This window comes from Pseudomonas brassicae (genome assembly GCF_010671725.1).
Lineage (GTDB): Bacteria > Pseudomonadota > Gammaproteobacteria > Pseudomonadales > Pseudomonadaceae > Aquipseudomonas > Aquipseudomonas brassicae.
In genome coordinates this window covers 1-5,816 of sequence record NZ_JAAHBU010000175.1, presented here as the reverse complement: position 1 = coordinate 5,816, position 5,816 = coordinate 1, and the positions used below count along the sequence as shown (strand labels likewise).

The 5,816-nt window shown below is 60.4% G+C and carries 6 protein-coding genes; 1 reads left to right on the top strand and 5 read right to left on the bottom strand.

What is annotated here, in order from left to right; translation table 11 throughout:
* Positions 1–40: 40 nt before the first annotated feature.
* The 5 genes from G3436_RS13795 to G3436_RS13775 all read right to left on the bottom strand — a co-directional run bounded on the left by G3436_RS13795 (position 41) and on the right by G3436_RS13775 (position 5,027).
* On the bottom strand, positions 41–742 hold the full coding sequence (locus tag G3436_RS13795; RefSeq protein ID WP_163945828.1) for an ABC transporter ATP-binding protein: 702 nt from the start codon (positions 740–742) through the stop codon (positions 41–43).
* Complete coding sequence (livG, locus tag G3436_RS13790; RefSeq protein ID WP_163945825.1) at positions 743–1,510, bottom strand: high-affinity branched-chain amino acid ABC transporter ATP-binding protein LivG; 768 nt, start codon at positions 1,508–1,510, stop codon at positions 743–745.
* Complete coding sequence (locus G3436_RS13785; RefSeq protein ID WP_163945824.1) at positions 1,507–2,763, bottom strand: high-affinity branched-chain amino acid ABC transporter permease LivM; 1,257 nt, start codon at positions 2,761–2,763, stop codon at positions 1,507–1,509. Before G3436_RS13785 ends, livG begins: the two co-directional genes overlap by 4 nt.
* The gene (gene livH / locus G3436_RS13780) at positions 2,760–3,683 is read right to left on the bottom strand and encodes a high-affinity branched-chain amino acid ABC transporter permease LivH (RefSeq protein ID WP_045185823.1); all 924 of its coding nucleotides are present in this window, start codon (positions 3,681–3,683) and stop codon (positions 2,760–2,762) included. The genes G3436_RS13785 and livH overlap by 4 nt, the downstream gene beginning before the upstream one ends.
* Positions 3,684–3,908: 225 nt before the next feature.
* Complete coding sequence (locus G3436_RS13775) at positions 3,909–5,027, bottom strand: branched-chain amino acid ABC transporter substrate-binding protein (RefSeq protein WP_163945822.1); 1,119 nt, start codon at positions 5,025–5,027, stop codon at positions 3,909–3,911.
* Positions 5,028–5,383: 356 nt separating this feature from the next.
* On the opposite strand from G3436_RS13775, the gene G3436_RS13770 reads away from it, so the two are divergent.
* Positions 5,384–5,689 carry a DUF2288 domain-containing protein gene (locus tag G3436_RS13770; protein ID WP_163945819.1) on the top strand — a complete coding sequence of 102 codons (306 nt, stop codon included), beginning with the start codon at positions 5,384–5,386 and terminating at the stop codon, positions 5,687–5,689.
* Positions 5,690–5,816 lie beyond the last annotated feature (127 nt).

Genomic DNA, 5,816 nt, shown 5'->3' with positions numbered 1-5,816 from the left:
AAAAAACGGCCCGAAGGCCGTTTTTCGAACATCACCCGGTTCAACCGCCCAGGTAGGCGTCGCGCACTTTCGGATCGACCAGCAGCGCTTCACCGGTGCCTTGCATCACCACCCGGCCATTCTCCAGCACATAGGCACGGTCGGCGATCTTCAGTGCCTGGTTGGCGTTCTGCTCCACCAGGAACACCGTCACCCCATCCTTGCGCAGCTGTTCGATGATGTCGAAGATCTGCTGGATGATGATCGGGGCCAACCCCAGCGACGGCTCGTCGAGCAGCAGCAGCTTGGGTTTGCTCATCAGCGCCCGGCCGATCGCAAGCATTTGCTGCTCGCCACCGGACATGGTGCCGCCGCGCTGGGCAAAGCGTTCCTTGAGCCGCGGGAACAGGTGCAACACCTTGTCCATCTGCTCCTGGAAGTCGCCCTTGTCGGTGAAGAACCCGCCCATGGCCAGGTTCTCCTCGACGGTCAGGCGCGAGAACACCCGCCGACCTTCCGGCACCACCGCAATGCTCTTGCGCATGATCTGCGCCGAGGTCTGCCCCACCAGCTCTTCGCCCATGTAGCGAATACTGCCGCTATGCGCCTGCGGTGAACCGCACAGGGTCATCAGCAAGGTCGACTTGCCGGCGCCGTTGGCGCCGATCAGGGTGACGATCTCGCCCTGGCGAATCTCCACGTTGACGTCGTGCAGCGCCTGGATCTTGCCATAGAAGGTGGAAACGTTTTCGAACTGCAGCATTTACGCTTCCCCCAGGTAGGCTTTGATCACTTCAGGGTTGTCGCGGATCTGTTCCGGGGTGCCATCGGCCAGCGGTGTGCCCTGGTTGATCACCACGATATGGTCGGAGATGCTCATGACCAGTTTCATGTCGTGCTCGATCAACAGCACGGTGACGTTGTGCTCTTCACGCAAGGTGCCGATCAGCGCCTTGAGGTCCTCGGTCTCCTTGGGGTTCAGGCCCGCCGCCGGTTCGTCGAGCATGAGGATCCGTGGGCGGGTCATCATGCAGCGGGCGATTTCCAGGCGCCGTTGCTGACCGTAGGCCAGGGTGCCGGCGGTACGGTTGGCGAACTCGGTGAGGTTGACCTTTTCCAGCCAGAACTGCGCGAACTCCATGGCTTCGCGCTCGCTGCGACGGAACCCCGGGGTCTTGAACAGGCCTGCGAAGAAGTTGGTGTTCAGGTGCCGATGCTGGGCGATCAGCAGGTTTTCCAGCGCGGTCATTTCCTTGAACAGGCGCACGTTCTGGAACGTGCGCACCACGCCCTTGCGGGCGATCTCGTGGCCGGCCAGGCCCTGGATCGGCTGGCCGTCGAGCAGGATGCTGCCGCCGCTGGGTTTGTAGAAGCCGGTCAGGCAGTTGAACACGGTGGTCTTGCCGGCGCCGTTCGGGCCGATCAGTGCCACCACTTGTTTTTCCTTGACGGACAGGGCCACGCCGTTGACCGCCAACAGGCCGCCGAAGCGCATGCTCAGGCCGCTCACTTGCAGAATTTCGCGGCTCATCGACGCAGCTCCATGTGTGGACGTTGCATAGGCAGCAGGCCTTGCGGACGCCAGATCATCATCAGCACCATCAGCGCACCGAACATCAGCATCCGGTATTCGCTGAACTCACGCATCAGCTCGGGCAACAGGATCATCACGATGGCCGCGAGGATCACGCCCAGTTGTGAGCCCATGCCGCCCAGCACGACGATGGCGAGGATGATCGCCGACTCGATGAAGGTGAACGACTCCGGCGTCACCAGGCCCTGGCGCGCGGCGAAGAAGCTACCGGCAAACCCGGCGAATGCAGCGCCGAGGGTGAACGCGGAAAGCTTGATCACCGTCGGGTTCAGGCCCAGTGCACGGCAGGCGATCTCGTCTTCGCGCAGCGCTTCCCAGGCACGCCCGATGGGCATGCGCAGCAGCCGGTTGATGACAAACAGCGCCAGCAGTGCCAGCAGCAGGGCCACCAGGTAGAGGAAGATCACCTTGTTGATCGAGTTGTAGGCCAGCCCGAAGAACTCATGGAAGGTCTGCATCCCCTCGGCAGCGCGGCGCTCGAAGGTCAGGCCGAAGAACTCCGGCTTGGGGATGTTGCTGATACCGTTGGGGCCGCCGGTCCAGTCGGTCAGGTTACGCAGGAACAGGCGAATGATCTCGCCAAAGCCCAGCGTCACGATCGCCAGGTAGTCACCGCGCAGGCGCAATACCGGGAAGCCGAGCAGGAAGCCGAAGGTGGCGGCCATCAGGCCGGCGATCGGCAGGCAGACCCAGAAGCTCCAGCCCAGGTAGTGCGACAGCATCGCGTAGCTGTAGGCGCCGACGGCGTAGAAGCCGACATAGCCAAGGTCGAGCAGCCCCGCCAGGCCGACCACGATGTTCAGGCCCAGGCCCAGCAACACGTAGATCAGGATCAGCGTGGCGATGTCGACCGCGCCGCGTGAGCCGAAGAACGGCCACACCAGCGCCATCACGATCAGCCCCAGGATGATCCAGCGCTGGGTCTTGGGCAGGGTCAGGTAATTGCTTACTGCGGGCGAGATCAGCTTGCGATCCGAGCGGCGGCTCATCACCGAGCTCCACTGCCTGTCGAACAACACGCGCAGGAACATCAGCACCGAACACAGGGCGATCACGCCCAGGGTCAGCGGACCCTGGCCATGCACTTCCAGGTTGATGCCGACAATGCTGAGCTTCAGGCCCAGCACCGGGAAGGCCACGGCCCAGACCAGCAAGGCGCTGAAAAACGCCGATTTAAGATGTCTGCTCATACTTTCTCAACCTCCGGACGGCCCAGGATGCCGGTCGGACGGAACAACAGCACCAGAACCAGAAGACCGAATGCCACCACGTCCTTGTACTGGTCACCGAAGATGTCGGCGCCAAAGGCTTCGGCCACACCCAGCACCAGCCCGCCGAGCATGGCGCCCGGAATGCTGCCGATGCCGCCCAGTACCGCTGCGGTAAAGGCCTTCAGGCCTACCAGGAAACCGGCGTTGGGGTTGATCACGCCGTACTGCATGCTCAGCAGTACCGCTGCCACTGCGGCCAGGGCCGCACCGATGACGAAGGTCAGGGCAATGATGTTGTTGGTGTTGATGCCCAGCAGGTTGGCCATCTTGATGTCTTCGGCGCAGGCGCGGCAGGCGCGGCCCAGGCGTGAACGCGAGATGAACAGGGTCAGACCGGTCATGGCCACCAGGGTGACGATGAAGACCAGGATCTGCATGTAGCTGATCAGTACTTCTTCAGCGCCGCCCGGGCCGAAGGAGATGCTCCCCGGGATCAGGTTGGGGATCGACTTGTCCTTGGAGTCCTGGGACAGCAACACGGTGTTCTGCAGGAAAATCGACATGCCGATGGCGGAAATCAGCGGGATCAGCCGGTTGCTGTTACGCAAGGGGCGGTAGGCGACCCGTTCGATGCTGTAGCCATAGGCACTGGTGACGAAGATCGTGGCGACAAAGGCCACGGTCATCAGGATCGGCAGCGAATCGATACCCATCATGGCCAACCCGGCAAGGGCGATGAAGGCCACGTAGGAACCGATCATGTACACCTCGCCGTGGGCGAAGTTGATCATTCCAATGATGCCGTAAACCATTGTGTAGCCAATGGCTATCAAGGCATAGGTGCTGCCAATGGTCAGGCCATTAACCAGCTGTTGGAAGAAGTGATAGATCTCAGGCATTACAGCGCTCCTAAAAACCCGATACGCATTTCACTGGTGGGAGGGTGCCCGGCCCGGCCTTGTGGTCTGTGGCCACTTCGCCCAGGCAACTGCCAGCGAACCGCTGGTGACGGTTTTAAGATTTTCAGGTGAACCTGCTCCCGGATCGCGGGAATCAGGCCCATGAACCTCGTAAAACAAAGCCCACTGCTCGCACAGTGGGCTTGTAGTCATGGAGTGACGGGATTACTGAGGGGAAACTTCGGTTTTAGGTTTGCCGAAATGCCATTCGTAGACCACGAATTTGAAGTCTTTCAGGTCGCCCTTGTCGTCATACGACAGGTCGCCGGTCGGGGTCTTGAAGGTGCCAGCGTGGATGGCTGCAGCGACCTTGTCGGTGTCTTCGCTCTTGGCGGCCTTGATGCCTTCGGCGATCAGCTCGACAGCCGAGTAGGCCGGGAACACGAACGGGCCGCTCGGGTCCTTGCCATCGGCCTTGATCGCGTCGGCGATCGCCTTGTTGGCAGGGTCGGTATCGAACGACTTGGGCAGGGTCACCAGCAGGCCTTCGGAAGCGCCCTGGGCGATTTGCGAGATGGAGTCGTTGCCGACGCCTTCAGGGCCCATGAACTTGGCCTTCAGGCCTTTTTCCTGGGCTTGGCGCAGGATCAGGCCCAGCTCTGGGTGGTAGCCGCCGTAGTAGACGAAATCGACGTTGTTCTGCTTGAGTTTCTGGATGATCGAGGAGAAGTCCTTGTCGCCGGCGTTCAGGCCTTCGAACACGGCAACCTTGGTGCCTTTCTTCTCGAGGGTCTGCTTGACCGCGGTGGCGATGCCTTCACCGTACTGCTGCTTGTCGTGCAGTACCGCGACCACTTTGGGCTTGACGTGATCGGCGATGTAGTTGCCTGCGGCAGGGCCCTGGGCGCTGTCCAGGCCGATGGTGCGGAAGATCAGCTTGTAGCCACGCGAGGTGATCTCCGGGCTGGTGGCAGCCGGGGTGATCATGATCACGCCTTCGTCTTCGTAGATGTCCGACGCGGGCTGGGTGGAGCTGGAGCAGAGGTGGCCGATCACGTACTTGACGCCATCGTTGACCACTTTGTTGGCGACTGCCACGGCCTGTTTAGGGTCGCAGGCATCATCGTATTCCTTGGCTTCGAGCATCTTGCCGTCGACGCCGCCCTTGGCGTTGATGTCTTTGATAGCCTGTTTTGCGCCAATGAACTGCATGTCACCGTATTGAGTAACCGGGCCGGTTTTCGGGCCGGCGATGCCGATCTTGATGGTATCGGCGGCAACTGCATGGCTGGCTACCCCGGCCAGAACCATTGCGGCGAACAGCTTGGAAATCTGCTTACTCATAGTGCTCCACTCATTCTGTTGTAATTTTTATAGTCCTGGCGTCCAGGGCTACAGGACCGGGATACCGGTACGGCCACGCCGTACTGCCTCTCCCGTGTTCCCCCGCACAACGCCCTGGCAACTGTACCGGTACAGTGTAGAGCGCCGCTTGATCGCTTGAAAAGCAGGCGCGCTGGGGCAAAATCCGGGGGTGTCGCCTAATCGACAGAAACGTACATAAATGCGCCGCCATCTTGCCAGTATGGTGAGCTGGCGCGGGGCATTCAGGCGGTTGCCGATCAATTACTTATTTGAAACTGGGTTTTTCTGCAAAAATAGCGACCTTTCAGTGGTCGAATTATTTCTGGTAGGAACCCATGACAGATCAACCAAGCACCCTCTATGCCAAATTGCTCGGCGAGACTGCAATCATCGAGTGGAAAGCGCTGGAGCGTTTTTGGGCCAAGGGTGACCTGATTTGGGTCGAGCCATCGCTGGACCTGATCGAGGTAGCCTCGGCAATGGCCGAAAACCGTAGTGAAACCTTCGATAAGTGGCGAAATGATGGCACGGTCGTGCCGGTGACTGCCGAGCAGGCGCTAGACCTTTCGAGCACCGATGCACCGATCTGGGCCGTGGTGGTTTCGCCGTTTATCGTGATTCAAAAAAAGTCAGCGCCCTGATTTGGTGCGTGAAAACAAACAGCCGGCAGTTTTTGGTGCGCAAGGGCGTTCAGGCGGGGTGGTTGTTGGTAACAGTGAGGTAGGTATTCAAACAGTGCGGTAACAGTTCTGGCCCCTTCGCTGGCAA